Here is a 26703-nt window from a genome sequence, read left to right on the forward strand (position 1 = left end):
TTGCAAAAGACCTCTCCGTTACCAGAAACGCCCTTGGAGATTGGGGATAGGATTTGAACACTATCCTAGAGAAGTTGGCTTCTCACTCAAGTCGTGCAACTTCGTGTCGCACTACGGAAAATTTCTACCTATCCACCTCTCTGAGGGATCTTAGATAGCAATTTTCATTCTATTAATAGTTGTGCTGCTTGCGCCCAGTTTATTGAGTACTCGTACTGAAGGACATGAAAGACATCACAGAAAGACTCAATGACTATCGGGAATGCAGCCGACATATTTGGAACACTTACTTCCGTTTTCTGAAAGAAGGTGATTCGTTGTTTTGGTCCGTGGAAGAAGAATTGTTCAATCAGATGGTGCTGTCCCAGATCAGTGAGCCACCTGTTCGTCTCAGACCAACATGGAGAAACAAAGAGCCGATACCATATCTTCGCATTGTTCCAACTTCACACTGCGGCTCGCCAGTAATGATAAACCGAGTGGGAGATGGGGGGTATTGGGATGATCCAGTAAACATGGTTAACCCCGAAGAAGTTGATCTAAGATTCCTTGAGTTCTTCGACTTTGCTGCCCCGCAAGGTTATCGCGATTGGAAACACTATCGAGCACGAATTCAGCGTTTTACAACACAGAAACACCTTGAAGGACGTGACTTGCTTATTGACGCTTCGTATGTGAATGTTTTCTATACAGGTGAATGAAGCAAGCGAAACATATCAAAAGCATCACAACAACGCTGTTGCAGTGGACTAATAAGATGGCTCAATATTACGACAGAAGTTGTCAGCCGCCGCTGAACAGCAACGTTATACCGCTCGGTTTCCTGGCGCGAAAAGTATCAAAGCTACTTGTAGAATATTGAGAATTATTCTAAATATGGATATCGCCACAAATATTGCATTCATAGGCGCGCTGTTTACATTTTTTGCTGCAATCCTCACAGCACTTGTTAGCTTTTTTCGTGAGCGATCTGAGAGAGAGAAATGGAGGAGAAGTTTAGAGTTTGAAAGAGTTAAATGGGAAAGGACTATAGAATTAGAACGCGAAAAGTGGCAAAAGACTATCGAACTTGAGGAACGACATATCAGGCATGAAGAAAATAAATGGGTCTTAGAACTCAATAGTCAGCGAGAACTGGAGCTGTATAAGATGAGACTTCGTACATATCCTGAAATCTTTGTGATGCTTGAACAAATATCCCACTATCGCATCAACGAAATCGATGAAACTGAAGCTAGAGAACTTGCAGAAAAATTAAATAAGTGGGGATATAGTGATGCGGGTCTTTGCATGTCACCGGATACAAGAGAAGCTGTCTTCGCTCTTCGAAGGAGAATCGGTAAGTACTTGCAGAAGGAAATAAGTGCTAAAGATTTAACCAAAGGACCACGCACAGATCTAATTGAGTTGATGAGACTCGATTTAAATCATGGTTCGCTATGGCGAGAATTTGAGACATTAACAGGTAGAAACCTTGCGGAAATGCAAAAATTTATTGAGAAAGAGGCTTGATCTGTAGGGACATCATAACAATTCCGTTGCACACCGACCGAATCAAGGTTTTTAATGAATCAGAGAGGTTGCTCGCAGCAGGTGAACGGGGTCGTTAGCTTGCTTGGGTCGTTGGCTGGGGTAGAGCAGTCAACTTGTCTTACTAGTTTTTAGGATTAAGTAGCTGTAACTCTTCTGTGGCGCGGCAATATATCTCATCCAGTTTAGAAATAGAATGGAGCTTAGTTTCTGATCTGGCAGATGGAGAGGTAAACCCAAATGGTACAAACACCATCTAAAACACTGACATTGGCAGAGTTTTTACAGTTACCAGAAACGAAACCTGCGAGTGAATATATTGATGGTCAAGTTATTCAGAAACCAATGCCCCAAGGGAAACATAGTGTTATTCAAGGGGAGCTTGTACCTGCTATCAACGGAGTAGTTAAGTCTAAGCGTATTGCTCGTGCATTTCCTGAGCTACGCTGTACCTTTAGCGGCCGTTCAACTGTTCCTGATATTGCAGTTTTTCTTTGGAACCGAATTCCTCGTGATGAGAATGGAGAGGTTGCTAACACGTTTTCTGCTGCACCAGATTGGACAATTGAAATCTTGTCTCCTGATCAAAGCCAAACAAAAGTAACGAAGAATATTCTTCATTGTCTGCGGCATGGAACCCAAGCAGGTTGGTTGATCGATCCAGATGAACAAACCGTGTTTGTCTATCGTCCCAAGCAAGAACCTGAAGTGTTGGATGAGGCAGATGAGGTTGTTCCTGTACCATCGTTTGCAAGTGAGTTACAGCTTACAGTCAAAGGTTTGTTTGCTTGGTTATTGGAATAAAACTTGAGTAGTTGCCAGTCAGCTAACACCTGCTGGAGCAGACTAACAAAACTTGGTCAGCCTGAGGCTCGACTGCTAGAGCGATCGCCTCAGTTTCTCCAATATCCAAGTTCATTGTTTAGTGCTTCAACAGGGATGCGCTTACGATAATACGGTTAAGAATTCCTGCTTTGTCCGTGTTGACTCAAGAGGCTAATCTGGAAACGTCGAGTCTTCGCTATAGGAAGTAGAAGTATGGGACTTTTTGATCAGATTGTGAGTGCGATCGATAATCCTAATCAACAGGCTAATCCGTCACAGCTTGGCAGCATTATCAATACAGTGCAGCAACTGTCGAATAATCAGGGCGTTGATTCATCGCAGACTCAAACCTTGTTGTCTACTGTGGGCGGGTATGTCCGTTCAGCACTCCAACAGCAGCAGGCAGCAGGCGGACGGTCAAATGCTGAAGCGATTGTGAATCAATATAGCGGCACTTCTCCCAATGCAGCAGCGGTTCAAGCACTGTTTTCACCGGCCCAACAGCAGCAGGTAGCTCAAGCTATTTCCCAAAAAACAGGGATTAACGCTGAGACAATTTTGGCAATGCTGCCGACGCTGATTCCGATTGTGCTTCAGCTTCTGCAAAGTGGAGCAAATAAGCAGGGTTCCCAGGCAAGTGGCGGGGGTGCTAACTCGGTTTTGAGTACGTTTTTAGATAGTGATGGCGATCGCGACGTAGACATTGGCGATGCCATCTCACTAGCAAGCCAATTCCTCAATCGTCGTTGAAGAAACTGACCTGAAGAGGTGCTTTAGTCAGGCAATGGAAAAGGTTTCCAGGGAATCCATTTTGACCAGAGGCTAGCCAGAGTGCCGTCGTGGAGCAGAGTTGTCAGGGTTTGGGCGATCGCCCCATGCAGTCCAGGTTGCCTTGGACGAACGGCAATGCCAAACGGCACCTGGGTTGGAATGCTAAAGGCAATTCGCAGCGATAGGTCTTCTTCAGCAGCAACGAGTAGCACCAGTTCATCATCGATCAGGGCATCAATTTTGCCCTGACGTAATGCCTCTAGCATTTCGGGCAGAACTTTGTCGCTGCCAGGAAAAGGAACAATCTGAACATTGGGAAAGGTTTCGGCTAGAGCCAAATTTGTGCTGTCTGCCAAACCGCCAACACGCAGCCCTGCCAGATCTGTTGGAGAAGTGGCGGCACTGTCGGCTCTGACAATCACTGCTTCGTCAAAGATGCCGTAGGGCTGAGTGAAATCTGCCCAAGCTTTGCGTTCTGGCGTGACTGCCTGGTTAAACCAGACAACATCGTATTTTCCGGTTTGCAGGCTGGGATAAAAGTCTGCCATTGGTAAATTAAACCAGACAGGTTCTAGCCCGAGCTTTTGGCAAACGGCACGAGCGACATCCGGTTCATATCCTAAGCGCTGATCGCCGTTCACACAGCTCATCGGACGAGCATCAAAATTACTGGCGGCGATCGCCAACTGCCCCGGTCGAACCGTACTGAAACCCATCTGCTCACCCCACTGCTTACTAGATCAGAATTCTTGCCTGTTGCTCTGAAGGGAAGCGTGACTGAAGCTACAATCCCTCAATTCGCATCTTGTTATAACAGGCTTCTGAAGATTTTCATCCAGGGGTAGCGCTAATGAGCCGTGAACCGATTCAGATCAGTCAGGAGCAAATCGATCGCTTTCAAGAAGACGGTTTTTTGGTGGTCGAAAATCTAATTGACGCGGATTTGGTCAAGCGGCTGGGCGATCGCCTTGATCCTCTATTTCATGGCAACTTTGAGACGGGTATTTATCCCGACGAGTGGCACTGGCGACCGGGTCTGAGCCTACCTGACGTGACTCGTGAAATCTGTAATGCCTGGAAAAGCGATCTGGCGATCGCCAGCGTTGCCCTCTCTGTCGAAATTGGGCGACTCGCCGCAACTTTAGCGGGTTGGTCTGGTGCCCGCATCGGTCAAGATAGCGTCTGGGTCAAGCCTCCCGGAGCCAAAGAAGTTTCTCTGCATCAAGACGCGACTTACATCAGCTACATTGAGCCAACCGAGATGATCACCTGCTGGATTGCGCTAGACGACACCAGCGCCGATATTGGCACGATTGAGTACGTGCCTGGTTCTCACAAATGGGGCTCAGTGACTGAGCTAGGAGAATTTCACGCACCCACAAGTCACTATCGCTCGGCAATGGAACGGGCAGCGGCAGCGGTAGGGGTGAGCAATCCTCAAGTTGTGCCGATTGAAATTTCAGCAGGAAGCTGCGTGATTCATCACGGCAAAATCTGGCACGGGTCTGGCAAAAACTATCGCAGCGATCGCGTCAGACGCAGCTTGGGCGTTCACACGCTTAGCTCTGAGGCACGGTTTCAGCCGACGGGTGCGGGCTACATTTACGGACGCTACAAGCGAGTCGGGGAAACCACGATGGATGAAAACTTCTTCCCTATTCTTTGGACTCGTGACGGTTACCGCACTGCTTTCTTATCTGACTACTGCGAAGATGCGATCGCCGCTTCTAGAACTCCCTCAGTTGTCGGTGCCCTCTTGTAGAACATCAATCAGAGGGGGAAAGAGTTCACTCCGCAAGCTGAGGGCAGTGATGCTGGGGCTACGGAGGCTAACCCAGACACTACAGTCTGCATCCGATGCGGTGACGATAACTGCATCGTGACGCGCTAACCTGCAAGCGTAATGATATAGTCGCGCTCGATGCTCAATCCCTACGGTGTGCAGCCGATAAAACAATTCGCTCCGGAAGTACATCCCGTGCTGAATCTTATCGTTAAACCAAAACTTGAAGGGAGAGATAGCTCCTTCGTCTAAAACTGGAGGCAACACAATAGAGATTTTCTGTTTTTTCTAGCGGTGTAATCTGTGAAAGCAAAACCCGACGAGACAGTCAACCAACAGGTGAAATACTCTGACTTATGCTTGAGCAAATCCGATAGAACACAGCTTTTGCAATGAATTATTCTTATTAGTAAATGATTGTTAACAGATGTACATGTTCAGTATAAATGCCTAGTTAGGGTTTTGGGTGAAATTTTCAAATAGCTAGAAGGGATTCCTTTAAAGTTGTCGCTGTTGCCAAAGCTGATCAACGGTAACAAAGCGATAACCTGCTTGCAATAAGCGAGGAATAATTTGAGCGGCGATCGCTGCCACATCCACTCCTCCATGATGCCCATCGTGCAGCACGATTACCGATCCGTTGCAAGTTTGTTGTAACACTCGCTGAATCACAACTTCAACTCCGGGCTGCACCCAATCTTCTGGCACAACGCTCCACATCACGGGGCGGTAGTTCCATTGCCGCAGGTATGTCAGCGTTTGGGGGGTAAACAGCCCATTCGGCGGGCGAACATCTCGAATCTGCCGCTGTACGTAGGACATTTCCAGCTGGCAGGCATGGGCGATCGCCATCTGGGTTTGTTCCAGGCTTTGTTTCAGTTCAAGCGCAGATAAGCGGGGAAAGGAACGATGCGTATAGCCATGCAGACCGAGCCAGTGACCGCGCTGATAAGTGGCTCGTGCAATCTCAGGGGAATGATTGACACAAACCCCTAACCAAAAGAAACTTGCAGGAATTTGATAATGATCCAACACCTCAAGCAGTTGTGGCGTGTGTTGAGGGTGAGGGCCATCGTCAAAACTGAGGGCGATCGCTGGAGAAGTCGCGCTTCCAGCCCACAGACAACCTGGAAAAGTTGGACTTAAAACCTGATAGATAAAGGGTAAGAATGGGGCAAGAGGCATAAACCTTAGCTTACACCGCCTCAGCTTGCATAGCTGGTAGAACAGTAAGTCTGACGTGCCCAAGCAGATTGAACAAGTGAAGTCAAAACATCTCTGCTGATCGGCTTGACTAGAAACCCATCGACTCCCGGATTTTCTTCTTGGTGCACCCAGCTTGGCGCATTGCAGTCTGTCAGCGCCACAATGGTAGTTTCGCAAGTGTTGGCGGCATCTCGCAGGTCTTTCACCAAAGCCTGTGACCAGTTTTGTCCATCTCCTGCCAAAATGACCAGGTAAGGAGACATCTGGCTAACTTTTGCGACAACCTGATCTATAGAACTTGCAAAGACCATAGGACAACTTAGATGCTCCAGTAACGCCTGTAGCATCTGAAGATCATCAGAGGGCCGACCTAATATTAGGACATAATTTTGTGATGATTTCATACTAAATCCGGTACGCTACAAAAAATATAGCTGGCAGTCCGGTCATCGATTTCCTTCTAGTAAATGCATAGAAATCCCTCGGTTAATCTGTTATAGCCAAATATTCCATACTTCACAGCTTTTGTTTTTTTTAGCTATTGAGAAGATCATTTTCAAGCTATTTTTCAAAATATTTCAACGAAGAAATATTTTTTAGAATTTAGTTCAGATAAATACATCAATTGCCACATATCAGGAGTTCGAAAGTATCGAATGTTTCTGTGAGGACGCAGTATTTGAGCAAAACCTCCGGTCCATTCGGACCTATCTGCTGAATGTTAGCCTCCTGAAACTGTTGGGGCGACAATTTGAACTTTTCATACCTCTTCATAACCGCCACGTTACAAAAATTCTGCTTGGCGTTTAAGAAACTCTTCAAAGGATAAAATCCAAACCTGCAACTATCTATTAGGGTTATTAGGATTTCATTAAATTTACCTTTTGGAACTCATCCCATTATTAGAAGTTACATAAATATAGCGATGAATTTCCGTATTTCCTCCTAAAGGCATACGCGATAATTAGGATTGCTGATGTTTTATTTGGAGCGAAACTACTGCCATCAGAACCAATATTCCTCCCCAAATTTGCAAGACTGATAGCGTTTGCCCTAGTCCAATCCAGGCAAAAATAGCAGCGGCTAGAGGCTCCAGGGTAGCAGCGATCGCCCCTCGCTCTGACTGCACCTGTTCAATTCCCCAGCAGTAGAGGGAAAAGGGAATTAGGGTGCCACCAATGCCAACGAATAAAACACTCCATAAATGGTCTGGGACAAAAAGCGCTTCTGGCACTCCTTGGGTGAACTGAAACGCAATCCAAAATAAGCTCGAAACCGTGAAGGCTCGAAACATCACGCCTACAGCACCGTAGGTGGCAACAACAGATTCGCTCAGCAGAGTGTAGGAAGCAAAGAACAGCGCACTCAGACAAGCCATGAATAGCCCCAATCCGTCTAGCTCAAAGTCTCCGGCTGGCAGTTCTGAAATTAGGACAACCCCGGCGATCGCTGCAATCAACGCGATTGTCACAGATAGAGCAGGCGCTTTTCGGTTCTTAAGCATTGCCCAAACTACAATCAGCGCTGGGGCCGTGTATTGAATCACCACGGCGATCGCCACTGCTAAGCGCTCAATTGCAATGTAATAAGCAAGCGTAACCAAAGCTAACGATATCCCTAACGCCAAAATCTGCCAGTTGCCTAACTTGGGTCGAGGTTGCCATTGATGGACAATTCCCAAACCGATAGCGGCGATGACAGACCGCAACATGGCTAGCTCAAGCGGGCTGACTCCTGCTTGAAACAAACTACTAGCAACAGTTGCAGCGATCGCTCAAAGCACTGCCGCCAAAGCAATTGCCGCGAAACCAACCGTAGCCTGAGACAGCTTAAAAGCGAGAGAAGATTTTGGCATGAGCCCTAGAAGTAACAGAGAAATAACCGAGTGAACCAGAATCACTCTGGTGGGTGATACAGCGGTGGGAGGTGCGATCGCCCCTTGGCACACTAGGCTGAAGCAAATTAAAGAACAGTCAGGAATCCGCCCCTATGAAGAGCGATCGGTGAATCTCCTGGCAAATAGCCCCGTGTCAAGGAATTTCTGCAATGACCTATTCAATCAGTCAGTTCAAGACGATGCTCCACAATCTTGGCTATAGCCTCGGTCCAGACGGACTTAACGGCAATCACGGCAATCTGCTTGATTTGTATACCGAAGCAGCCGTTCGAGAATTTCAGGCTCAGTTTGGCTTACCGATTACCGGAAAGGTCGATCAGCCAACTTGTGAAAGAGCCAGACAGCTGATCCGCAACTTACAGCACAGCCTTAATCTGACCATCAATGCCCAACTTCCAATCAACGAATTTTATGGTCCCCGAATGATTCGAGCAGTGATGCAATTTCAGCAGGCACATGATATGCCGATGACAGGTATTGCTGGGTCAACGGTTCGCCAAAAGCTAAACGAAGAGGTGAAGAAACTGCTGCGACAACGAGTCTGTGTTGTAGAGGGGTGGGTGAGTGAAGGGGTAACAGGGTAAGTAGCTCTTGTAGTCTGGGTTAGCAAAGCACAATCCATACTGCTAGCAAGTCTTAGTCCCTGGAGCTAACCGAGAAACTAAGCTGTACCTTCCGCCAGCTTTGCCAGCGTTTCTAAATTCGGTATTTCTAAATCTGGCTGACTGCTGGCTGGCAGCGTTGCACCAAACCCTGCTTGGTCATTGCGACGATTGACCCAGACGGTTGATAATCCCAACGCTTTGGCAGGCACGATATCGTGATAAATGCTTTGCGCGACGTGCAAAATCTTGTCACGCGGAATGCCTGTTTTCTCAAACGCAAATTCAAAATTGTGCGTTGAAGGCTTATAGCTTTTGGCTTGAAAAGCCGTAATCACAAAATCAAACGGGACGCCTAAACGTTTTGCCGTGAAGGCAAACAGATCGTCATCAATATTAGAAATAATTACCAATTTAAACTGTTGCTTTAAACGTTTTAGTGCATCAATGCTATCTGGGAAAGGCTGCCAGTTTTGAATAGAATCAGCCAAACAATTAAGCTGGTCTGAAGTCGGAGCAAAGCCCAACTTCTCGCCAAACTGCTGCATCACCTGTCCAAGAACACTGCGGTAGGACTGATATTCTCCTGCTTCAATTTCTCCTTCTAACTGAGCAAAAAGCTCCAGAATTTGAGAGTCATCTATCTCAAATTGGTATGCAGCTAGAACAGGCTTGATTGCCTCCAAAATTCCCTGTTCCCAATTAATAATAGTTCCGTAGCAATCAAACGTTAATGCTTCATACTGGCTAAAATCCAGCATCGTGACACCCCCATTATTTTGAATTCTTGGCTTCCAGTTCTTGCAGGTATTTAACTAAAGTTTCGCCATCGGCAGTACTGTGATCTTGAGCAATCTGCTGGGCTAAAGCCGCATCTCCACAATAAATTGCTTTCACCATCGATTGGTGCTGGTCGGCGATCTCTGACAGATCAAATTTCAGCAGCGTATTGCAGGCGGTAATGTAAAGCCGGATCTGCTGCTCAATAATTTTGTATTGCTCTTGCAAACGTCGATGTTCTGTTAACTGAATGATGGTTTTATGAATTGCAAAATCAAATTCATTAACTGCGTTGCGATCGCCCCGTTGAGCCGCATCCACTAACTGTTGAAAAGACCGATTGAGCAGAATTGCTTTCTCTGGTGTGATCGCCAGAGCCGCCAGACGTGCCGCCAACCCTTCTAGCCCACTTCGCAGCGTGTAAAGCTCCCAGGCATCTTGCGATCGCAGTGGTGGTACCAGCCAACCCTTGTAAGGAAGCTGTACCACCAAATTTTCGTAAGTAAGCTGCTGTAGCGCCGATCGCACCGTTCCTCGACTCAGGTCAAGCGCTTCAGCTAGTTGAGTTTCGATTAGCCGATGCCCGGGTGGAAAGGAACCACTGAGAATCTGCTGACGAATCACATCCGCAGCTTGGTGATCAAGGCTGCGTGGAGTCACGGTCAAGGAGGAGGACGATTTGGCTTCCACAAACAAAGTCTTAAATGGGTTCATCACAGAATAAAAGACTGAGTTACAGATTGTCAATTGTATATTGTTAACAATCTACAATTGAAGAAGTAATTAGATGTTTTGGCGATCGCCGTCTAAATTTAGAACCTAGAGCCAATTTGGAGACATCTAGTTTGTTGTCCAGCTAGCGTAGGGGCTTAGCATTCGGCAGATGAACCCCGGAATAGACCCGGAGACTTTGCCCGAATGCTAAGCCCCCACAGGGGGACTCTCCACTGTTACCAAATTAGAGATTAGGAACGAGAAATCCGTAAGGCTCAGGAAACACTAACTATCCTTCTCGCACTTGGCTTTGCGCGATCTGCTGCTGTAATTGTGCTTCACTCAGAGCTGGTTCCTTGCAACTCAAGCCCTGACACACCAGTCCTACTGCCTGTTGAGGCAAATTGGTTTCCAACATGTAAACCACCGTAGGGCTGTACTGCCTGATCAGCGCCTCAATTTGCTCATCAGTAGTACGAACCAGAGTGTAATTGCGATACCAGTCAAGCGCTGTGAACAGGGTCGGACAAGCCTGGGGCGAACGGCTCATGATGCCACCAAATGCTTGAAGTGCCTGTTCAGCCCGATCGAGATACTGCAAGTCTTCGGTTCGCAGGGCAAGTCGTACCAGGTTGGCGATCGCCACTCCATTGGCAGACGGGGTAGCGTTATCGTCAAAGCTGCGTTCTCGCACAACTAAATCACTGCTAGCATCCGTGTTGTAATACCCTCCTAGTTCAACGCTCCAGAGGAAGCTGTCAAATTCTGTTTGGAGTTTAACGGCGTGGGTGAGGTAGGAGGATTGCGGGTTAGGGAGGGCTTGGGTGGCTTGATCAAGGTCGAGTAGAGCTTTGATGAATAGGGCGTAGTCTTCGGACTGAGCTAAGACTGCTGGTTTGCCGTTGTAGTTGAGCCGCTGGAAGCGATCGCCCACCCGTTGATGATTCAAAATAAAATTGGCTGCTTGACTCGCCAATTTCAAGTAATCCGGCTTTTGTAAAACCGCTGCGGCTCTTGCCAGTCCTGAGATCATCAGGCTGTTCCAGGCAACGATCATTTTGGTATCTGTCACTGAGGGAATGCGTCCTGCCCAGTTTTGGGATTTGGCTTCCTGGTTGTTTTGAGCAGGCGGGAAGGTAATTACGGTTTCCGGCAGTGCGCCATAGCGGACGGCAAACAGCTTCTTCAGAATTAGCTCTGTCGTGTCGCTGAGTTGTCCCGGTTGGCGACGTTGCAATACATTTTGTCCTTCGAAGTTGCCATCGGCAGTGACGGTGAACTGCTCTGCTAGTTCATTCAGTTCTGCTTCAACGAGCAATTCTGATAGGTCCTGGTAGTGCCAGACGTAAAACGCGCCTTCCTCTGGTTCTACATCAGAGGGAGTGACGAAGCTGTCAGCATCCTGAGCAGCGTAGAAATAGCCTTGAGGGGAAGTCATTTCTCGCTTCAGCCATTCAACGGTTTGGGCGATCGCCCGTTCAAAAGCGGGTTCCTCAAACCCAGCCCTCCAAAGGTTTGCTAGATACTCAACAATCTGCCCATTGTCGTAGAGCATCTTTTCAAAATGGGGCACTGTCCAGGTCGAGTCAACGGTATAGCGATGAAATCCGCCCGCAACGTGATCAAAAATTCCACCTAGGGCCAGGTCTAGCCCACGCTGCTGACAGGCTGTGGCTGCATCATATCTAGAGTTAGCAAAATGAAACCGCACGACCCGCAAAGCTGCTTCGGCATAGGGAACCATTGGAAAACTGTTACCCATACCTCTAGAGCTAAGAATTCCAGCGCTGTACTCCAACCCTAGCCGCAGCAAATCTTTTCCGAGTTCACCTGCCGCTGACTGCACCGCCGCACTCTGTAGATTCGCCAGAATTTCTGCTTTAACAGACTCTACTTTCTCCGTCTCGCTGTCATAAAAGCGGCGGATGGCTTGAAGCACCTGAAGGAATCCCGGTCGCCCGTACTTTGCCTCTAGTGGAAAGTAAGTGCCCCCATAAAAAGGCACGAGATCGCCTGGAGTGAGAAATATATTTAACGGCCAGCCACCTTGCCCAACCATCATTTGCAGTGCTTGCATGTAGATGCTGTCGAGGTCGGGACGCTCTTCCCGGTCTACCTTGATTGGTAGAAAGTTGGCATTCATATAGTCAGCGATCGCCTCATCCGAAAACGCCTCGCCCTCCATCACCGTGCACCAGTGGCAGCTAGAGTAGCCAATGGACAAGAAGATCGGTTTGTTTTCTCCCTTTGCCGTCTCTAGGGCTTCATCGTCCCAAGACCACCAGTTAATTGGATTTTCGGCATGTTTGCGAAGGTAGAGGCTCTGTGCCTGAGCAAGACGATTTGGCATGGGGGCAGTTAGAACTCGTCAGGGGTATCTTTTCCGAGTCTAAGGAATTTGACCCAATTCAACATGCATCCAACTTTGCTTGACACTATCCCTTTAAATTAGGCATTATGGTTAACTGGTTGTTTACTTGCTCGGATCAGGTTCTTCAAAGCTTTAAAACTGGTGTTTAGCTGAGAGATATAAGCCAGTTACCTGTACGGCATCCATTAGGACGAATTTTATGGCTTACGCAATTATCGAGACGGGCGGCAAACAGTTACGGGTTGAGCCGGGTCGCTTTTACGATGTCGAACGGCTTGCAGTTGACGAAGACGAGCAGGTCACGATTGAGCAAGTTCTGTTTATTGATCAGGACGGAGATGCTTCGGTGGGTCAGCCTCTAGTTGAGGGTGCCACAGTAGAAGCAACTGTGCTACGTCATCTTCGGGATCGCAAAATCATCGTTTACAAGATGCGTCCCAAGAAGAAAACCCGCAAAAAGCAAGGACATCGTCAAGAACTAACCCGCTTGATGATTCACTCCATCAGCTTGAATGGTTCTGTCATCGCAGGTGACAGTCCAAAGGCAACTTCTTCTAAAGAGACTGCTTCTAAGAGCGCTGAAGTTGAAGCAGATGCAGCAGAGGAAGAGGCACAGGATTCAGAATCCTGATCGCCCTTTAGTCTCTGATTTGCTTCACGGGAAACTGGTTCGCCAGTTAAGCTTAAGTTAGATAAATACGTGTAGATAGCGATCGCAGGAACGATTATGGCTCATAAGAAAGGAACAGGTAGTACCCGTAACGGTCGTGACTCTAATGCTCAACGCCTGGGGGTCAAGCGCTATGGCGGACAGGTTGTCAGAGCAGGAAACATCTTAGTGCGCCAACGGGGCACTAAAGTTCATCCGGGTTCAAACGTAGGTCGAGGCAACGACGACACGCTGTTTGCTTTGATTGATGGAGTCGTCACATTTGAGCGTCGGGGTAAGAACCGCAAGAAGGTAAGCGTTTACCCAGTTGCAGTTTCCGAACCCGCAGCAGTATCAGCATAGGCTCGCGTAGTAAATACACTCGCGTAGCAAATACAATTTGATCAGGTCCGAGTCTGTCATGTCCTTTCATGGCGGACTCGGACTTTTTTATAGGTTGATGGCGATCGCTAAAATTCATTACATTTATGCAAACTATCCGGATGGGAAAGTGAAGGGCAAGAATTCAGGAATTTATGGGTGAAATCCTGAATCTTCATTTACCTCTACCCGAACAAAAATGTTTGCAAACTTTGTCAGCAGCGCTTTGCGGAACGACCTAGATGCCAATCTTGAATTTTGTGTACGCAATGCCCTAGCAACCGGAAAACTGTCTCCTGCTACCCATGCTTACATTCAGCAAGTAAGTGGCACAGCCAATTTGACAAGGCGCGATCGCACACTTCTAGCTATCTTGAAAGATGCAATCCGAGACGGTTGTGTGCAGCAGGTAGAACCAAATACTCAACCTTAATACTCAGCCCTAGTGTTTCACTTTCCACATACAGCTTGAAATCAAATTCGTAGTGATATGAGCCACAATGGGAACCAGCAAGTTTCCTGTTTCTAGAGCGCTGATTCCCAGTACGCCCCCAATAACTGCCGCCCAAATGACGTAAGCCCACTGCTGTGAACCGCTGTAGTGAAGCACTCCAAAACAAATGCTAGAAACAAAAACCCCAAAAGAATTTAGCCCGATCGCAGGCAACATCACTCCACGAAACAGCAATTCCTCGCTTAAACCGGGCAGCAACCCCAGCCAGATCAAATCAAACCAAATTAATGGTTTAAGCACCAATTCTAGATAATAATCGGCACTCTTTTGATAGCTAGACCAGAGGCGATAAACAATCGCACTAGCGGTCGTGATCCCCAATCCTATCCCCAATCCTATCAGTAAGGCATTGACAGATAGATTTACCGCTAACAGGGAAACAGAGTCAAATAGTAGCCACAGTCGGGCGACAAGCAACAAAATGATAGCTGTCACCGCCATTGCTACCAGGATTTGCACACGGGTTAGAGACTCTACAGTTGGCTCTTGAGGAAGCTGCTCAGTCACAATAGATAGAAAAATTAAGAAAGTTGAGTGCTTACAAAGATAGAGTTTGCGAAGAACGTCTTTTCTATTTCAAATCTATTTCAAACGAAATCTATTTGAAGCAAAATCGCTCAACCCAATGACTTTACTCGCAGTACTCGCAAGATAGCGCAAGATCAGCCAGTTGGGACTCAAAACCAGGATTCAGAAAGTTTTCTTCTTAGCAATTTTTCGATCTGTTACGGGTATCTGTTACGGGTAATAGACCTACTTTTCAAAGCAGCTCTATTGAGCCCATTTGAGGTTGTAAGGCAGCGGGGCTGATGCCAGCTCGATGGGACACCAGTACACCTAATGCTTCCAGATAAGAATTGACCTGAAGGGCTGAAATTCCTAAAGCGTCTGGATAAGACTGCATTCGAGTTTTGTTATCGTGAACTGCAATGATCTGGGCAGTGTGACTCAGACTGAGAACAGCGCTGCCACCACAGGCACTCGACGGAACAATCAGTGCATCCACCTGATCTGCCCACAGGTGATCGGGTTGAGCTAACGATTGGGCTGAAGATTTCACAAACTGTGGGGCACGACTCAGACCCACTAAAACGCAAGGTAGGAAGGTGTAACCCAACTCCTCGGCGGCTGAGCGCGGAGATAGCTTTGGGTCAAGCGGCAGAGGAGAAAGGGCCGGAGCATGGGCACAAGGGATTTGAAAGGTTCGTACTACCAGATGACTAATCACTGCCTCTGCACCTGCCAGGGGATCAACGCCCTGACCGTGACGATAGGCTTGCAGGGCTTCACTTCCTGTGTCATCGGGAAACCGAGCAACGACGGCGATCGCCTCTGCACCTGCCTGTTTGATCAACTTCTCGGTCGCCCGCAGCAGGCTATCTGGACGCTGAATTGTGCCCCAAGTTGCACCAGAGGCAGCCTGACGTAGCTCAACCCCCAATGGCATATCAGTCACAACATAATCAGTCAGAGATAGACCCAGTGTGGCTCTAGCGGCATCCGCAACCTGGAGGTGCCTTAGCCGCAATTCTGGTTCAATTTCCTGATCCAAAACCAACCCTACTCGGTTTTGATGGACGGGTCGCAATCCCCAGTTGCCTGCTGCAAATTGATCTAGCCCATATCCTTCTACATAGAAGGCGTTGGGTAATGGATAGTAAAGCTGTGCGCCATTGAGGACGTTAGGGTGAGTGATCAGGCGATCGCTGACCTGGGCGATCGCCCGAGCCACGGGCAGCGCATCCCCTGCGTATCCCCCAATAGATGCCCCGATCCCCGTCGGAACAATTAAAACAGTCGTATACAAACGCTGGCTCAAACAATCAGCCCTGTTGCGCTAGAGTTACATCCTCTGTCGTGACAACTGCTTCAACCCGTACCTTTTGGGTTTCTACATCTACAGCCGTCACAGCCCAACGCAGCGGCTCTCCCCGCCTTTGCAGCTCAGCCTCAATAGCTCGATGCATTTCAACAGGCGATTCTTGAATCGCAACCTCGGCGTCAATAAAATGAGTCGTCATATAGCTAGATCAACTGAATGAACTGAATTGAAAGATGAGTGAGTCAGCCGAGCCAATTATTGTCGAACGGTTACTCACTGTCAAATGTCGTTTACCGTCCGTGTGCCATCAAGTAGCGATCAAACAGTCGGTCTACGACTGGTGATAGCAACTTATAGCAGCTACTTGCGCTGTTGAAACTGGCCAAACTGGAGGTGATAGACGACCTCTTCTTTTTCGGTCTCAATTTTTAGATCAGAACGAGGATAAGCTACACACAGCAGCGCATAGCCCTGCTCTCGGATCTCAGGACTGATGCCCATGCCGTCGCTTTGGTCTACCATTCCTTCCAAAATTTGAGCTGCGCAGGTCGTACAGACTCCTGCACTGCAAGAATAGGGCAAATCTAGCCCTGAAGCCTGAGCAGCTTCCAAAATAGTTTGATTTTCGGGCACTGTCAGGGTTTTAGTTGCGCCTTGGTGGTGAATCTCGACAGTATGCGTCTTAGTCATAAATCATTAAATGGTCAGATTGAATCTTGCCTGTTGGTTGCGTCTTTAAACTGCGGCTTCTCTATTCTTTCACGGAATTTCCAAGACTTGTCTTTATAATCCGTCCGTTAGGGTTTTAGACCTGGGGTTTTAGACTCGCATAAGCCAAGAATAGGCTGACTTAAATTTCAGCTCTTATGAACTTATAAATCTTGATTTTTTTGATAAAGAGTTCCACCAAAGAGTAGTCAAGAACGATTTGGCAGGCATATAATTCGGGCAAGTCGTAAGTAACTTTAGAGCGATTAACAGCCTATATTCTTGCTTTTTTCTCTAGAAGCAGGCTTTTTTTCGCGAATTATCTCGCATTTCAGCCAGGACTCAATACCGTGAAAGGATGAAGCCGACTTGGCTTGGTTCGCTCGAACGGTAGAGGGAGTTAGAGCTTTATTCTGCTTAAACTAATAGTTAAGTTATAAGCTCCAGCCGAGGTAGTTTAACGTCCTTCGAGTCCATTCATTCTATCGTGATGCTGCCCTACAAACATTCTAAGCTTCGTGTTCTTGTTGCTGATGACCATGAACTTGTGCGTTTTAGCCTAAAGCTGGCGCTACAAAGACAGCCTCATATTGAGTTAGTCGGTCTGGCTAGCAATGGTCAGGAGGCGATCGAGATGGTACAACAGCATCGACCCAATGTGGTAATTCTCGATCTCCAAATGCCGATTATGGATGGTCTAAGTGCCTCTAACCACATTAAAAGTCTGTATCCCAATGTCCAGATCCTTGCTTATTCATCAGTGAAAGATCCACAGGTGGAGGTGATGATTCAAACTGCTAAAATTGATGCCTTTTGTGAGAAGGCAGTACCGATTCAAGAGCTAGTTGATGTTGTTAATCAACTGGGTGAACGCGCTATTAATCGTTAACGCAGGGTCAAAAATATTAGAAAAGCACCATACTCTGCTTAAATCTTTCAGCCTAAGGTTTGAAGGCTAAACTTCTTCAAATTTTAAGGTAGTGTCCTTGAAGCATCAGGCGCGATCGCATTACAAGGCAGAAGTTATTTTGCTTGCTCTCTATATACCTGCGCTAATTCGTTAATTGATTCAAATTGATACTGTTCCTAGCAAAGCTGCATATTTTGGAGCCTAACTCGCGTAAACGGGTTAACCTCCAAAATATGCGGCTTTAAGCTTTAAGGGGAATTGAAATAACCTGAATTACGTTAATTAAGCTCACTTTCAGGAAAAGTTCGTTTGAATTCGTCAATCAGGTCGTCGATCTCTTCAAGTGCCTGATTAACGTCAATTCTCAACGTGCCTAAGTCTGGCTGTTCTAACAATCTCAGCAGAGATTCACGCTTACTTTCAATTAGCTTGATTCTTTCACGAAGGGTTTGGGGGTCTAACATCGATACTATTCTCCGCTGATGCTGTTCTGGGAATAAGTTGGATGCTTCTTTGAAAGAAGAACCTTTGGTAAAGGGCGATCGCCACATCAGGTTCCTAAGAAATCACATCCAGTGGTCATTGTAGCTGGGTTGCATTCATCCCGTCATTCAGAGACGATGAACAAGTGCATGGCAAACAACCGCTGAATTTATCTTAGGCTGCGAACTTACTAATTATGTTGCGTCAAGTTTCTCTAGGAACGTTAGGTTTAATTGTGGGCGGTATTTTATCTGTTACGGGGTTTGTGGCCTATTTCTCAGCCAATGCCACTCTAAATCTAGTTGGCTTCTTTTACGGCATTCCAATTTTGTTAGGCGGACTGGCGCTCAAAGCTGCTGAGCTAAAGCCTGTGCCGCTTGTTACTGCCTCACCGTCCGTTGTGGCATTACGAGAACAGCAGGCTACCTCGACTCAAAATCAGATTCGCAAAGATGTGACTCGCTTTCGCTATGGGCAAGAAGCGCATCTAGATAGCTCTCTGGAGCATTTAGGACTCAGTCCCACGGATGAAGAACGGCCTGTTCTCGAACGTTTGCGAGAGGAAGACATGGCAGGAGCCTATGCGCTGATTCTAGAGTTTGAGTCGCCGCTGATTTCGTTTGAAACTTGGCAGAAAAAGCAAGACAAGATGGAGCGTTTTTTTGGGCCGGGCTTACGGGTTGAGCTAACCCAGCCAGAGGAGGAACGGGTCGATGTAGCGCTCGTTGCTGCGACAGCCGAGCCCCCCACCCAGGCATAGTCTACTTCTCTAGACGCACTACGTACCATTGGAGAAATTCGTCTGGGCCGACATCCAGTTCACAAGAGGTTTCCATCAGGTATTGAGCCTGCGCGTCTACGCTATCGAACCGCTGTAAGTCTCTAGGCAAGTCGTCCTGCCGCTGTGCCAAAACTCCTTTGAGTTTTTCAAGTAGCTCTGCTGGCGTAAAAAACTGTTCAGGCTGGTTGGTTTCCAGTACGACATATGCGTCTTCCTGATACATGATTGGGTCTGGCATCTTGGCTCCTCTAAACTTCGAGGGTGTTCTTTAAAAATTTTGAGACGTGAAAACGAATCTTTCACGTCTCAAAATTTTTGTGGCTTCATCAATGCCTACTCATCTTCTGCAAAGACGTAGCGGTAGAGATCTTTGGGGTCAGGTTCGGGGCTATCCAATCCAAACTGCACCGCCTCTTCGATCGTTGCTTGAATGCGGCGATCGATTTCCTTTAGCTCGTCCTGATTAACCAAATTTTGCTCGATCAGGTGTGCAGCAAGTTTCTTGATCGGGTCGCGCGAAAACCAAAACTCTTTCTCGGCTTTAGAGCGCAGTTCGTCTGGATCTGCCAGGGAGTGTCCGCGAAAACGGTAGGTGAGCGCTTCGATCAGCGTCGGCCCTTCGCCAGCACGGGCACGAGCAACCGCCTCTTGAGCGACAGCCCGCACCGCCAAAACATCCATACCGTCTACTTCCACCCCGTGCATTCCAAACACGCTAGCTTTTTTGTAGATCTCTGGCTGGGAAGTGGCTCGTTCGTGAGCCATGCCGATCGCCCACTTGTTGTTTTCCACCACGTATAAGATCGGCAACTTCCACAAAGCCGCCATATTCAGGCATTCAAAAAATTGACCGTTGTTGGCTGCACCGTCGCCAAAAAAGCAAGCTGTTACCTGATCAGCCGTGCGATCGCCCAACGCCTCTTTTCTATATTTAGATTGAAAAGCTGCGCCTGTAGCGACAGGAATTCCCTCAGCCACAAAAGCGTAGCCGCCTAGCAGGTTGTGTTCAGCAGAAAACAGGTGCATCGACCCGCCCCGACCTTTACTACAACCCGTCACTTTGCCAAATAGCTCAGCCATGATCTCACGGGGCGGAACTCCAGCACTGAGAGCATGAACGTGTTCTCGGTAGGTGCCGCAGACGTAATCATCTGAGCGCATCGACTTGATTACACCCGTCGAGACTGCTTCCTGCCCGTTGTACAAGTGGACGAACCCAAACATTTTGCCCCGATAGTACATTTCGGCGCACTTATCCTCAAAGGTGCGCCCTAAAACCATATCTTCGTAGAGCCGCAGTCCTTCGTCACGGGTTACAGAGGTTGAAGCAGCCGAAATAACTGGTAATGTTCGTTCTTGAACCATTGATTTACAGTATCCTCGCGGAATAGCGCATTAATTCTTTATACCCTGACGGGTGGCTGATTTTAGAATGGGGATTAGAGGCTGAGGATTTAGGTGAAGAGTTGCGTGACCATCCTTCATTCGCGACATTTCTCTATCTTTCTCGATGTGCAATCTTCGTTTATATGCAATCCTCATTTATGTGCAATTTTAACTAGCCCTGCTCCCTAACCCCAAACCCCCAAGCCCCAAAAATCCAAGTTAACATCCCAACTGGGTAAAACTTATGTTAAATTTAGCCGTTTTTTGACTATGCTGAGGAGTAAATTTCTGCAAACGATGCCAGTTATGATAGTGACACTATCCTGATGGCACGTGATGCCCGTTTTAAAGGCATGTAGTGGTTGCTGATGGCTTGGATGCGATACCTTTATCTGATCGAGTTGCTCGTTGCTGGGGAAGTGGACTGTGCGAATTCCGCTCGACTATTACCGAATACTAGGCTTACCGATTCAGGCCACTGCTGAACAGTTGCGGCAGGCTCACCGCGATCGCGCGCTCCAGCTTCCTCGCCGGGAATATTCAGAGGCGGCGATCGCTGCCCGCAAGCAGCTTTTGGATGAGGCTTATGCCGTCTTGTCTGACTCCGACCAGCGGCGCGATTATGATGCAGGCTTTTTGGCAAAATCCTACGATTTGGAAGCGGGCAGAGTTGATGCGGCTGATGGGAATGTCGGGGGAACAGCGATCGCCACTGACCCTACTGCTGACCCTTACACTCCCAGCATTGAGATTCAAGACAGTGAACTGGTTGGCGCTCTGCTCATCTTGCTTGAGCTAGGCGAATATGAATTGGTGCTAAAGCTAGGTCGTCCTTACCTTAGCAGCGGCAGCGTTCCCCTTAAGAATGGACGGTTTGGCGAGCCCGATATCGTTTTAGCTGACATTGTGTTGACGGTTGCCTTCGCTTGCCTGGAACTAGGGCGAGAACAGTGGCAGCAAGGGCAATACGAAAATGCTGCAGAGTCACTTGAAACGGGACAGGAACTTTTGCTGCGAGAGGGCGTTTTTGCCAGCGTCCGGGGGGAAATGCAGTCTGACTTATTCAAGTTGCGCCCCTATCGCATCTTAGAGTTGTTAGCCCTGCCAGAGCATCACGAAACCGAGCGACGACAGGGGCTGAAGCTGCTGCGCGACATGCTGCAAGATCGAGGCGGCATTGATGGCACGGGTGACGACCAGTCAGGGCTAAACATTGACGACTTCCTGCGGTTTGTCCAGCAGTTGCGCGGCTATCTGACGGCAACTGAGCAGCAAACGCTATTTGAAGCCGAAGCACGTCGTCCTTCCGCAGTAGCCACCTACTTAGCAGTCTACGCATTGCTAGCAAGAGGATTTGCCCAACGTCAGCCCGCTTTGATTCGTCGAGCCAAGCTGATGCTCATTCGCCTGGGTGCCCGACAGGATGTGCATCTAGAGCAAGCGGTCTGTGCGCTGCTGCTGGGGCAAACTGAAGAAGCTAGCCGCGCTCTAGAACTGAGCCAGGAATATGAGTCGCTAGCCTTCATTCGCGAACATTCTCAAGGGTCCCCTGACTTACTGCCAGGGCTGTGTCTGTACGGCGAACGCTGGCTACAAAACGAAGTCTTTCCCCACTTTCGTGACCTGGCACGACAGCAAGCCTCCTTAAAGGATTACTTTGCCGATGAGCAGGTGCAGGCTTACCTGGAGGAATTGCCCAATGAGCCAGAACCCGCAAACCAGTGGACATCGGTTAAGACGGCTACTGTACCTTCCTATAGACAAACACCTGTCGGGCAGGCAGGCAGTATCTCTGATATTCGGACACGCACTGTTGGGCAAACAGTAGGGCAAACGGTAGGGCAGAATAGCATTTCGACTGCTACACCTGCGGCGACTGCGACCATCGACTCTAAAGCAGCCTACGCGGAGACAGGTACGAATGGGACAACGATGCCAGCAGCAGAGCGGGTTTCACAACTCTCACCAGACGCAAAAAACGGAAACGCCACTGCGAATGGGGGCAAGGGAGGGCGACCCCTTACGGGCATTGCTTCGCGATCGCCTTCTACCCCTAACCCTGCTGAGCGGAAGCGAGGGCTAATTTCAAATGGACTTTCATCCACTGAAGCAGAACTAACTCCAGCCCGCCGGATAGGAGGTAATCGCCGTCCCAAACTCGATCGCCTGCTATTCATCGCCGCGATTGGGCTGTTGAGTTTTGTTATTCTGGGATTTTTGCTTAGCCGAGTTTATGGCTTGCTGTTCAACCGAGGTCCCTCATTACAGGGAGAGCAGCTTCAAATCCAGATCAGTCAGCCACCCGTACCCATTCCAGAAGTAACGGCTGAAGCGCAAACGCCGAATGATCCGAATGCGCCGATGACTGAGGAAGTCGCCCAACAGGTGATTGCGACTTGGCTATCCACCAAGTCGCAGGCTCGTGGCTCAGACTATGCGATTGATCAACTCAGTCAGATCCTGACGGGAGAAGCGCTATCTCAACAGCAATACTTTGCGGAGGAACTACGGCAAACTAGCTCATATTGGGAATATGAGCATGAGATTGTCTCAGTACAGGTTGAGGGAGCCGAACAGAGTGGAGTCGGAAGCGCAACCGAAGGCGCAACCGAAGGAGAATCTAGTGCTACACCTGATGCATCCGCGGTCGGCAGCGCCAGCCCAACCGACACCGTTCCAGCGAGTAGTGCCAGTTCAGCCGAAGCTCAGATCGTGGCAGAGGTGTCTGAGGTCGGCGAGCTTTATCAGAACGGTCGGGTTAACCTCAGCCAATCCTATGACAGCACGGTGCGGGTACGTTATGACCTGGTACGCCAGCCAGAAGGATGGCGGATCGAAAGTATTGAGCAGCTTTGATTCGCGGGGCTTTTCTGAGTAAGCTACTTTGTAGCTGATATTCTGTATCTTTTACACGGCATGACAGATACCCTGTTTCAGGCTTACGTTCCGCTGCTGTTTTGGACTGGACTAGGGTTACTGTTATTTCGCTTTTTGCCTGATTCGCTGCCCCGTTTTTTGGGACGCAGCCTTTATTGGGTTGGTATTCCACTAGAAATTCTGGCTCTAGCACGGCAGACCAACTTTGCCGATCAGATTGGCTTAGCACCCCTGGCAACGATCGCCATTCTAATCTGCGGGTTAGTTTTAGCCTGGACTAGTCTTCAGATTGTCAGAAAAACTGCCTCTAACACGCGTTTGAATAGCGGTGAAACGGATGCTCCTGTACAGGAGGCGATCGCAGAAAAATCTCTACACGCGATCGCCACTTCCTCTATTACTGAACAACCCGCCGTCAATTTTTGGGAAGCGCGATCGCGTCAAGGCAGCTTCATTCTGTCATCCATGTTTGGTAATACAGGCTTTGTGGGACTGGCGATCGCCCCTGCTTTTGTCTCAGAGGATTATTTGGGCTGGATTGTGTTTTACAGCATTACCCACAATGTAGTCGGCACCTATGGAATCGGCGTGTTTCTGGCAAGCTATTTTGGGCGATCGGTGCATCAAATTAGTTGGCGCACCCTGGTTCGAGATATCTTAACCGTGCCGTCGCTCTGGGCATTCACAGTGGGATATCTGACTCGTGCGGTCGAGTTACCTTCCATCCTGGAGTCAGGGCTGCATTCCTGTATTTGGGTAATTATTCCAACCGCGCTGCTGCTGATGGGGATGCGGCTAAGCCAGCTTCAGGGGTGGAACAGTTTACGGCTAGCACTGGTGCCAGCCGTTCTTAAAGTGTTTGTAGTTCCGAGTTTAGTCGGTTTAGTCGCTACGCTAGCTGGATTGCCAGCCGAGCCACGACTCGCACTGGTGCTGATGTCAGGAATGCCAACAGCCTTTGCCGGTTTAATCTTGGCTGAGGAATATGAACTCAATCGCGATCTGATTGCGAGCAGCATTGTTCTAACAACAATTATGCTGTTTGTGACGATCCCCATTTGGCTATTTTTATTTGGCGATCGCCCTATTTTCTAAAGCAATCGAAACCTTAAACGTAACGATCTATGACAGAAGTTTATCGTGATCCCGTTCAGATAAACTTTCCTAACTAAGCGATTATGCCAAGTTAGGGTCGGGTTAATCTGAAGGTATAGCAGGAGACAGAAACTCCATTTATCAAGCTACAGACCAAACACAGATCTATTTCATGCATTAGCGCTTCAGCACCATTTTGCTGAGATTAGGTTTCTGTCAGGCTATTTAATTTGCAGTTAGGTTTGCTTCGTTTCAAATAGGCAGTGAAATAAATTCCTGCCTCACTTTCTGTACCCATTTTATTTAGAACGGGAGTGAGCATCCTATGAACCAAAGAGTATTTTCTGGCTCACGAAATGTGGCGATCGTCGGTCCCTATCTCAGCGGTAAAACCACACTATTAGAGAGTTTGCTATCAGTAACGGGAGCAATTTCTCGCAAAGGCAGGGTGGTTGATGGCAACACCGTCGGAGATAGCACTGCTGAAGCCCGCGATCGCCAGATGACTGTAGAAATTAATGCCGCCAGTACTGAGTACGGCGGCATTCGTTTTACGTTCCTCGATTGTCCAGGTTCGGTTGAATTTGCTCAAGAAACTTACAATGCTTTGATTGGTGTGGATGCAGCAGTCGTTGTGTGTGAACCCGATTGCGATCGCGTTCTCAACCTTTCCCCCCTATTTCAATTTTTAGACGATTGGGAAATCCCCCACCTGATTTTCCTCAACAAAATGGATCGCGCCCACTCCAACATTGCCGAAGTGCTTCAGGCATTGCAGTCAGTTTCCAGCCGTCCATTGGTGCTGCACCAGTATCCAATCAAGCAGGGTGAGCAGATTACGGGCTTCATTGATTTGGTGAGCGAACAGGCTTACCAATATCATCCCGGTGCCCCTGCCGATCCAGTGCCGTTACCCGATGCCCTTAAAGAGCAGGAACGGGCAGCCCGTACTGAAATGCTGGAGACTCTGGCAAACTTTGACGATCACCTCTTAGAAGAACTCTTAGAAGAAATTGACCCACCCCAGGAAGAAATCTGGCAAGACCTGAAGATGGAACTGGGCGCAGACCTGATCGTGCCTGTGTTTGTCGGCATGGCAGAGCAAGATTTTGGCGTGCGGCCACTACTGGATGCCCTACTGCGTGAAGCCCCTGCCCCCGAAGCAACCACTAAACGGCGGGGCATCACGATCGCTGGAGCCAATCCATTAGCACAAGTGCTCAAAACCTACTGCACTCCCCAGGGCGGCAAGCTCTCTCTCGTCCGAGTTTGGCAGGGCACTATCAGTGATGGGGCAGTTCTTAACGGGGTACGAGTTGGCGGCATCTATCAGTTGATGGGACAGCAGCAACAAAGCCTAACCGAAGCAGCAGCAGGGGCGATCGTGGCGCTGGGTCGTTTGGAAGGCATTAAAACTGGGGATACGATCAGTACTGAGGCTCAACTAGCCAATGCTTTGCCTAAAGCAGAACGAATTGACCCGGTCTATGCTCTAGCGCTGACTCCAGAAAAACGCAGCGACGAGGTAAAGCTGAGCAGTGCGATCAACAAACTGGTGGAGGAAGATCCCTCTCTGGTGTGGGAGCAGCACGGCGATACGCATGAGGTGATTCTCTGGGGACAAGGTGACATTCACCTGCTGGTGGCGCTCGATCGGCTACGGCGCAAGTATGGCTTGCCGCTCTCAACCCATCTGCCTCAGGTGCCCTACAAGGAAACGATTCGGCGATCGGCTGCCTCGGTGCATGGTCGCTATAAGCACCAAACGGGCGGTCACGGGCAATTTGGCGATGTCTACTTGGAAATCAAGCCGCTGGAAAGAGGTGAAGGGTTTAATTTTAATGAAACGATTGTTGGTGGAGTCGTGCCTAGACAGTACATTCCTGGGGTGGAAATGGGAGTGCGGGAATATTTGGCGCACGGTCCACTAGGCTTCCCAGTGGTGGATGTAGCAGTGACGTTGACGAATGGTTCCTATCACTCGGTAGACAGTTCTGAGCAGGCGTTTAAGCAGGCGGCTCGAATTGCTATGCAGGAAGGATTGCGACGGTGTGAACCCGCTTTGTTAGAACCTGTGGTGGCGATCGCCATCTCCGTTCCTACCGACTTCACCTCCAACGTGCTGCGCCTGATCACCACCCGCCGGGGACAAATTTTAGGCTACGAGGCTAAACCCAACTGGCTCAGTTGGGATGAAGTATCTGCCTACCTGCCCCAAGCTGAAATGCATGACCTGATTGTAGAATTGCGATCGCTCACCCAGGGCGTTGGTTCTTTCCGCTGGCAGTTTGCCCACCTCCAGGAAGTACCCGATAAATTGATGGATCGAGTACTAGCAAAGAGTGGCAACGGCAACGGTAAGACAAATGGGAATGACAACGGTAACCACTAGTAAGGTTCAAGAGTCTTGTGGGATGGACATCCTGCTCATCCAAATCGAGCAGTTACCTTCTTATTTCTCTCGTTACCAGCCCGGAGCTTGGTAACCCAATTCAGAAGCTCCAGATTCCTTTGACTAAGAGAAACTGGAGCTTCCTCCATTAATCGGCAAGGGTTCATTCGGGCTGCGATGCTCCAACGAGCGATCGCCAAGGCAATTCAAGAAAGGAACCATTGTA

General features: G+C 48.6%; 30 protein-coding genes. 15 read left to right on the plus strand and 15 right to left on the minus strand.

Translation table 11 applies throughout. From position 1 onward, the window contains the following. The first annotated feature begins 224 nt into the window (after positions 1-224). The 4 genes from H6F93_RS25310 (at position 225) to H6F93_RS25325 (ending at position 3105) form a co-directional block, all read left to right on the plus strand. Positions 225-701 (plus strand): hypothetical protein, encoded by a 477-nt coding sequence (locus tag H6F93_RS25310; protein ID WP_190686997.1) that lies wholly within the window; start codon positions 225-227, stop codon positions 699-701. A gap of 175 nt (positions 702-876) precedes the next feature. After that, on the plus strand, positions 877-1512 hold the full coding sequence (locus tag H6F93_RS25315) for a hypothetical protein (RefSeq protein WP_190687000.1): 636 nt from the start codon (positions 877-879) through the stop codon (positions 1510-1512). Positions 1513-1770: 258 nt separating this feature from the next. Then, entirely contained in the window at positions 1771-2334 is a 564-nt protein-coding gene (locus tag H6F93_RS25320) for a Uma2 family endonuclease (RefSeq protein WP_190687003.1), read from the plus strand. A gap of 234 nt (positions 2335-2568) precedes the next feature. Continuing rightward, positions 2569-3105 carry a DUF937 domain-containing protein gene (locus tag H6F93_RS25325; RefSeq protein ID WP_190687007.1) on the plus strand — a complete coding sequence of 179 codons (537 nt, stop codon included), beginning with the start codon at positions 2569-2571 and terminating at the stop codon, positions 3103-3105. A gap of 23 nt (positions 3106-3128) precedes the next feature. Here the strand turns inward: H6F93_RS25325 and H6F93_RS25330 are convergent, their stop codons facing one another. Next, positions 3129-3842, minus strand: coding sequence for a substrate-binding periplasmic protein (locus H6F93_RS25330; RefSeq protein ID WP_190646135.1), 714 nt, complete (start codon positions 3840-3842; stop codon positions 3129-3131). 134 nt (positions 3843-3976) lie between these two features. Between H6F93_RS25330 and H6F93_RS25335 the strand changes: the two genes are divergently transcribed. Beyond that, positions 3977-4888, plus strand: coding sequence for a phytanoyl-CoA dioxygenase family protein (locus H6F93_RS25335; RefSeq protein WP_190687009.1), 912 nt, complete (start codon positions 3977-3979; stop codon positions 4886-4888). On the opposite strand, the gene H6F93_RS25340 is transcribed toward H6F93_RS25335, so the two are convergent. The 4 genes from H6F93_RS25340 to H6F93_RS35450 all read right to left on the minus strand — a co-directional run bounded on the left by H6F93_RS25340 (position 4865) and on the right by H6F93_RS35450 (position 7886). Next, on the minus strand, positions 4865-5176 hold the full coding sequence (locus H6F93_RS25340; RefSeq protein ID WP_190646133.1) for a hypothetical protein: 312 nt from the start codon (positions 5174-5176) through the stop codon (positions 4865-4867). The genes H6F93_RS25335 and H6F93_RS25340 overlap by 24 nt on opposite strands. A 231-nt stretch (positions 5177-5407) precedes the next feature. Then, a complete protein-coding gene (locus H6F93_RS25345; protein WP_190687011.1) occupies positions 5408-6094 on the minus strand; it encodes a polysaccharide deacetylase family protein in 687 nt (228 codons plus the stop codon). 20 nt (positions 6095-6114) lie between these two features. Further along, positions 6115-6426, minus strand: a complete 312-nt coding sequence (locus tag H6F93_RS25350; RefSeq protein WP_190687013.1) for a response regulator — start codon at positions 6424-6426, stop codon at positions 6115-6117. A 653-nt stretch (positions 6427-7079) separates the two neighbouring features. Continuing rightward, positions 7080-7886, minus strand: coding sequence for an EamA family transporter (locus H6F93_RS35450; protein ID WP_347277363.1), 807 nt, complete (start codon positions 7884-7886; stop codon positions 7080-7082). A gap of 133 nt (positions 7887-8019) precedes the next feature. Here H6F93_RS35450 and H6F93_RS25360 point away from each other — a divergent pair, with 133 nt between their 5' ends. Continuing rightward, positions 8020-8214 (plus strand): hypothetical protein, encoded by a 195-nt coding sequence (locus H6F93_RS25360; RefSeq protein ID WP_190687015.1) that lies wholly within the window; start codon positions 8020-8022, stop codon positions 8212-8214. After that, complete coding sequence (locus tag H6F93_RS25365) at positions 8162-8596, plus strand: peptidoglycan-binding domain-containing protein (RefSeq protein WP_190687017.1); 435 nt, start codon at positions 8162-8164, stop codon at positions 8594-8596. The genes H6F93_RS25360 and H6F93_RS25365 overlap by 53 nt, the downstream gene beginning before the upstream one ends. A gap of 77 nt (positions 8597-8673) precedes the next feature. On the opposite strand, the gene H6F93_RS25370 is transcribed toward H6F93_RS25365, so the two are convergent. The 3 genes from H6F93_RS25370 to H6F93_RS25380 all read right to left on the minus strand — a co-directional run bounded on the left by H6F93_RS25370 (position 8674) and on the right by H6F93_RS25380 (position 12458). Then, a complete protein-coding gene (locus tag H6F93_RS25370; RefSeq protein WP_190687021.1) occupies positions 8674-9375 on the minus strand; it encodes a haloacid dehalogenase type II in 702 nt (233 codons plus the stop codon). Positions 9376-9388: 13 nt separating this feature from the next. Further along, entirely contained in the window at positions 9389-10108 is a 720-nt protein-coding gene (locus tag H6F93_RS25375; RefSeq protein WP_190688041.1) for a GntR family transcriptional regulator, read from the minus strand. Positions 10109-10397: 289 nt separating this feature from the next. After that, a complete protein-coding gene (locus H6F93_RS25380; protein WP_190687024.1) occupies positions 10398-12458 on the minus strand; it encodes a thioredoxin domain-containing protein in 2061 nt (686 codons plus the stop codon). A 220-nt stretch (positions 12459-12678) separates the two neighbouring features. On the opposite strand from H6F93_RS25380, the gene rplU reads away from it, so the two are divergent. The 3 genes from rplU (at position 12679) to H6F93_RS25395 (ending at position 13942) form a co-directional block, all read left to right on the plus strand. Then, positions 12679-13110, plus strand: coding sequence for a 50S ribosomal protein L21 (gene rplU / locus H6F93_RS25385; RefSeq protein ID WP_190646126.1), 432 nt, complete (start codon positions 12679-12681; stop codon positions 13108-13110). A 96-nt stretch (positions 13111-13206) separates the two neighbouring features. Further along, positions 13207-13491, plus strand: coding sequence for a 50S ribosomal protein L27 (rpmA, locus tag H6F93_RS25390; RefSeq protein WP_190646125.1), 285 nt, complete (start codon positions 13207-13209; stop codon positions 13489-13491). Positions 13492-13708: 217 nt separating this feature from the next. Continuing rightward, entirely contained in the window at positions 13709-13942 is a 234-nt protein-coding gene (locus H6F93_RS25395; RefSeq protein ID WP_190687028.1) for a hypothetical protein, read from the plus strand. Between the two features lie 9 nt (positions 13943-13951). Here the strand turns inward: H6F93_RS25395 and H6F93_RS25400 are convergent, their stop codons facing one another. The 4 genes from H6F93_RS25400 to H6F93_RS25415 all read right to left on the minus strand — a co-directional run bounded on the left by H6F93_RS25400 (position 13952) and on the right by H6F93_RS25415 (position 16535). Then, entirely contained in the window at positions 13952-14530 is a 579-nt protein-coding gene (locus H6F93_RS25400; protein WP_190646123.1) for a CPBP family intramembrane glutamic endopeptidase, read from the minus strand. Between the two features lie 253 nt (positions 14531-14783). After that, positions 14784-15842: a DUF3326 domain-containing protein gene (locus H6F93_RS25405; protein WP_190687031.1), complete on the minus strand. Its 1059-nt coding sequence runs from the start codon at positions 15840-15842 to the stop codon at positions 14784-14786. A 4-nt stretch (positions 15843-15846) separates the two neighbouring features. Further along, entirely contained in the window at positions 15847-16044 is a 198-nt protein-coding gene (locus H6F93_RS25410; protein WP_190687034.1) for a DUF8621 family protein, read from the minus strand. 161 nt (positions 16045-16205) lie between these two features. Next, positions 16206-16535, minus strand: a complete 330-nt coding sequence (locus H6F93_RS25415; protein ID WP_190687037.1) for a 2Fe-2S iron-sulfur cluster-binding protein — start codon at positions 16533-16535, stop codon at positions 16206-16208. 508 nt (positions 16536-17043) lie between these two features. Here H6F93_RS25415 and H6F93_RS25420 point away from each other — a divergent pair. Beyond that, on the plus strand, positions 17044-17442 hold the full coding sequence (locus H6F93_RS25420; RefSeq protein WP_190646119.1) for a response regulator: 399 nt from the start codon (positions 17044-17046) through the stop codon (positions 17440-17442). Between the two features lie 299 nt (positions 17443-17741). Here the strand turns inward: H6F93_RS25420 and H6F93_RS25425 are convergent, their stop codons facing one another. Then, positions 17742-17927, minus strand: a complete 186-nt coding sequence (locus tag H6F93_RS25425) for a hypothetical protein (protein WP_190646118.1) — start codon at positions 17925-17927, stop codon at positions 17742-17744. Positions 17928-18142: 215 nt separating this feature from the next. On the opposite strand from H6F93_RS25425, the gene H6F93_RS25430 reads away from it, so the two are divergent. After that, complete coding sequence (locus H6F93_RS25430; RefSeq protein WP_190687040.1) at positions 18143-18706, plus strand: DUF2854 domain-containing protein; 564 nt, start codon at positions 18143-18145, stop codon at positions 18704-18706. Between the two features lies 1 nt (position 18707). Here H6F93_RS25430 and H6F93_RS25435 read toward each other — a convergent pair whose 3' ends face one another. Both H6F93_RS25435 and pdhA read right to left on the minus strand, forming a co-directional pair. Beyond that, the gene (locus tag H6F93_RS25435) at positions 18708-18965 is read right to left on the minus strand and encodes a CRR7 family NDH-1 assembly protein (RefSeq protein WP_190646116.1); all 258 of its coding nucleotides are present in this window, start codon (positions 18963-18965) and stop codon (positions 18708-18710) included. A gap of 95 nt (positions 18966-19060) precedes the next feature. Continuing rightward, on the minus strand, positions 19061-20092 hold the full coding sequence (gene pdhA / locus H6F93_RS25440; RefSeq protein ID WP_190646115.1) for a pyruvate dehydrogenase (acetyl-transferring) E1 component subunit alpha: 1032 nt from the start codon (positions 20090-20092) through the stop codon (positions 19061-19063). A gap of 447 nt (positions 20093-20539) precedes the next feature. Here pdhA and H6F93_RS25445 point away from each other — a divergent pair, with 447 nt between their 5' ends. The 3 genes from H6F93_RS25445 (at position 20540) to H6F93_RS25455 (ending at position 26477) form a co-directional block, all read left to right on the plus strand. Further along, a complete protein-coding gene (locus H6F93_RS25445) occupies positions 20540-22969 on the plus strand; it encodes an IMS domain-containing protein (RefSeq protein ID WP_190646114.1) in 2430 nt (809 codons plus the stop codon). A 60-nt stretch (positions 22970-23029) separates the two neighbouring features. Then, positions 23030-24085: an AEC family transporter gene (locus H6F93_RS25450; protein WP_190687043.1), complete on the plus strand. Its 1056-nt coding sequence runs from the start codon at positions 23030-23032 to the stop codon at positions 24083-24085. A 325-nt stretch (positions 24086-24410) separates the two neighbouring features. Beyond that, entirely contained in the window at positions 24411-26477 is a 2067-nt protein-coding gene (locus H6F93_RS25455; protein ID WP_190687046.1) for an elongation factor G, read from the plus strand. Positions 26478-26703: the final 226 nt, after the last annotated feature.

The organism is Leptolyngbya sp. FACHB-671, from assembly GCF_014695745.1.
Classification (GTDB): Bacteria; Cyanobacteriota; Cyanobacteriia; order Elainellales; family Elainellaceae; genus JAAUTN01.

What these genes read in the sequence shown, in the direction of transcription:
- H6F93_RS25315 (WP_190687000.1), top strand. Translation starts at nt 877, where the DNA reads ATGGATATCGCCACAAATATTGCATTCATAGGCGCGCTGTTTACATTT.
- rpmA (WP_190646125.1), top strand. Translation starts at nt 13,207, where the DNA reads ATGGCTCATAAGAAAGGAACAGGTAGTACCCGTAACGGTCGTGACTCT.
- H6F93_RS25430 (WP_190687040.1), top strand. Translation starts at nt 18,143, where the DNA reads ATGTTGCGTCAAGTTTCTCTAGGAACGTTAGGTTTAATTGTGGGCGGT.
- H6F93_RS25450 (WP_190687043.1), top strand. Translation starts at nt 23,030, where the DNA reads ATGACAGATACCCTGTTTCAGGCTTACGTTCCGCTGCTGTTTTGGACT.
- H6F93_RS25370 (WP_190687021.1), bottom strand. Translation starts at nt 9,375, where the DNA reads ATGCTGGATTTTAGCCAGTATGAAGCATTAACGTTTGATTGCTACGGA.
- H6F93_RS25350 (WP_190687013.1), bottom strand. Translation starts at nt 6,426, where the DNA reads ATGGTCTTTGCAAGTTCTATAGATCAGGTTGTCGCAAAAGTTAGCCAG.
- H6F93_RS25345 (WP_190687011.1), bottom strand. Translation starts at nt 6,094, where the DNA reads ATGCCTCTTGCCCCATTCTTACCCTTTATCTATCAGGTTTTAAGTCCA.
- H6F93_RS25320 (WP_190687003.1), top strand. Translation starts at nt 1,771, where the DNA reads ATGGTACAAACACCATCTAAAACACTGACATTGGCAGAGTTTTTACAG.
- H6F93_RS25435 (WP_190646116.1), bottom strand. Translation starts at nt 18,965, where the DNA reads ATGCCAGACCCAATCATGTATCAGGAAGACGCATATGTCGTACTGGAA.
- H6F93_RS25420 (WP_190646119.1), top strand. Translation starts at nt 17,044, where the DNA reads ATGCTGCCCTACAAACATTCTAAGCTTCGTGTTCTTGTTGCTGATGAC.
- H6F93_RS25325 (WP_190687007.1), top strand. Translation starts at nt 2,569, where the DNA reads ATGGGACTTTTTGATCAGATTGTGAGTGCGATCGATAATCCTAATCAA.
- H6F93_RS25380 (WP_190687024.1), bottom strand. Translation starts at nt 12,458, where the DNA reads ATGCCAAATCGTCTTGCTCAGGCACAGAGCCTCTACCTTCGCAAACAT.
- H6F93_RS25330 (WP_190646135.1), bottom strand. Translation starts at nt 3,842, where the DNA reads ATGGGTTTCAGTACGGTTCGACCGGGGCAGTTGGCGATCGCCGCCAGT.
- H6F93_RS25395 (WP_190687028.1), top strand. Translation starts at nt 13,709, where the DNA reads ATGTTTGCAAACTTTGTCAGCAGCGCTTTGCGGAACGACCTAGATGCC.
- H6F93_RS25410 (WP_190687034.1), bottom strand. Translation starts at nt 16,044, where the DNA reads ATGACGACTCATTTTATTGACGCCGAGGTTGCGATTCAAGAATCGCCT.
- H6F93_RS25335 (WP_190687009.1), top strand. Translation starts at nt 3,977, where the DNA reads ATGAGCCGTGAACCGATTCAGATCAGTCAGGAGCAAATCGATCGCTTT.
- H6F93_RS25425 (WP_190646118.1), bottom strand. Translation starts at nt 17,927, where the DNA reads ATGTTAGACCCCCAAACCCTTCGTGAAAGAATCAAGCTAATTGAAAGT.
- pdhA (WP_190646115.1), bottom strand. Translation starts at nt 20,092, where the DNA reads ATGGTTCAAGAACGAACATTACCAGTTATTTCGGCTGCTTCAACCTCT.
- H6F93_RS25310 (WP_190686997.1), top strand. Translation starts at nt 225, where the DNA reads ATGAAAGACATCACAGAAAGACTCAATGACTATCGGGAATGCAGCCGA.
- H6F93_RS25415 (WP_190687037.1), bottom strand. Translation starts at nt 16,535, where the DNA reads ATGACTAAGACGCATACTGTCGAGATTCACCACCAAGGCGCAACTAAA.
- H6F93_RS25365 (WP_190687017.1), top strand. Translation starts at nt 8,162, where the DNA reads ATGACCTATTCAATCAGTCAGTTCAAGACGATGCTCCACAATCTTGGC.
- H6F93_RS25375 (WP_190688041.1), bottom strand. Translation starts at nt 10,108, where the DNA reads ATGAACCCATTTAAGACTTTGTTTGTGGAAGCCAAATCGTCCTCCTCC.
- rplU (WP_190646126.1), top strand. Translation starts at nt 12,679, where the DNA reads ATGGCTTACGCAATTATCGAGACGGGCGGCAAACAGTTACGGGTTGAG.
- H6F93_RS25455 (WP_190687046.1), top strand. Translation starts at nt 24,411, where the DNA reads ATGAACCAAAGAGTATTTTCTGGCTCACGAAATGTGGCGATCGTCGGT.